The organism is Marinilactibacillus kalidii (genome assembly GCF_017599325.1).
Lineage (GTDB): Bacteria > Bacillota > Bacilli > Lactobacillales > Carnobacteriaceae_A > Marinilactibacillus > Marinilactibacillus kalidii.
Genome location: NZ_JAGFVM010000007.1, coordinates 1 through 1,626 on the forward strand (window position 1 = coordinate 1; position 1,626 = coordinate 1,626).

At 49.9% G+C, this 1,626-nt stretch carries 1 rRNA gene; it reads left to right on the plus strand.

What is annotated here, in order from left to right:
- Positions 1-134: 134 nt before the first annotated feature.
- Positions 135-1,626, plus strand: a 23S ribosomal RNA gene (locus J5J05_RS01930); the annotation flags it as partial.

Sequence of the window (1,626 nt, forward strand, 5' to 3'; positions counted from 1 at the left end):
CTTTGTTCTTTGAAAACTGGATAGTTGAATTAATAACAAACATGTTAAGAAACAACACCGAGATTAACAAATTGAGAACAGTTTTGTTCCTTGAATGAAACTCTCATCGCTAATAATCATACTCTTAACCGCAAGGTTAAGTGAACAAGGGCGCACGGTGGATGCCTTGGCACTAGGAGCCGACGAAGGACGGGACGAACACCGATATGCTTTGGGGAGCTGTAAGTGAGCTTTGATCCAAAGATTTCCGAATGGGGGAACCCATCACCAGTCATAGGGTGATATCTTTTCAGTGAATACATAGCTGGAGAGAAGGTAGACGTGGGGAACTGAAACATCTAAGTACCTGCAGGAAGAGAAAGCAAATGCGATTCCCTGAGTAGCGGCGAGCGAAACGGGAAGAGGCCAAACCAAAGAGCTTGCTCTTTGGGGTTGTAGGACCGGCGATATGGACGAGTAAAGATAGCAGAAGAACCTGGAATGGTTCGCGAGACAGGGTGAAAGCCCCGTATGCGACATCTGATCTTACCTAGCTGGTATCCTGAGTACGGCGGAACACGAGAAATTCCGTCGGAATCCGGGAGGACCATCTCCCAAGCCTAAATACTTCCTAGTGACCGATAGTGAACCAGTACCGTGAGGGAAAGGTGAAAAGAACCCCGGAAGGGGAGTGAAACAGCACCTGAAACCGTGTGCTTACAAGTAGTCAAAGCCCTTTTACGGGTGATGGCGTACCTTTTGTAGAATGGACCGGCGAGTGACGATGTCATGCAAGGTTAAGCCGAAGAGGTGGAGCCGCAGCGAAAGCGAGTCTGAATAGGGCGTTTAGTATGCCGTCGTCGACCCGAAACCAAGTGACCTACCCATGTCCAGGGTGAAGGTGCAGTGAAATGCACTGGAGGCCCGAACCCACGTACGTTGAAAAGTGCGGGGATGAGGTGTGGGTAGCGGAGAAATTCCAATCGAACTTGGAGATAGCTGGTTCTCTCCGAAATAGCTTTAGGGCTAGCCTCGGATAGTGCATCGTGGAGGTAGAGCGACTGTTTGGACTAGGGGCCCTTATCGGGTTACCGAATCCTGATAAACTCCGAATGCCACTGTATGTAGATCCGGGAGTCACACTGCGAGTGATAAGATCCGTAGTGGAAAGGGAAACAGCCCAGACCGTCGGTTAAGGTCCCAAAATTCTTGTTAAGTGGAAAAGGATGTGGGACTGCTCAGACAACTAGGATGTTGGCTTAGAAGCAGCCATCATTTAAAGAGTGCGTAATAGCTCACTAGTCGAGTGGTCCTGCGCCGAAAATTTACCGGGGCTAAACAAGATACCGAAACCACGGATAGAACCAATGGTTCTATGGTAGGAGAGCGTTCTAAGGGCATTGAAGCAAGATCGTGAGGACTTGTGGAGCGCTTAGAAGTGAGAATGCCGGTATGAGTAGCGAAACACGGGTGAGAATCCCGTGCACCGAATGACTAAGGTTTCCTGGGGAAGGCTCGTCCTCCCAGGGTTAGTCGGGACCTAAGCCGAGGCCGATAGGCGTAGGCGATGGACAACAGGTAGAGATTCCTGTACCAGTCTGCTTTGTTTGAACAATGGAGGGACGCAGAAGGCTAAGATAAGCGCGC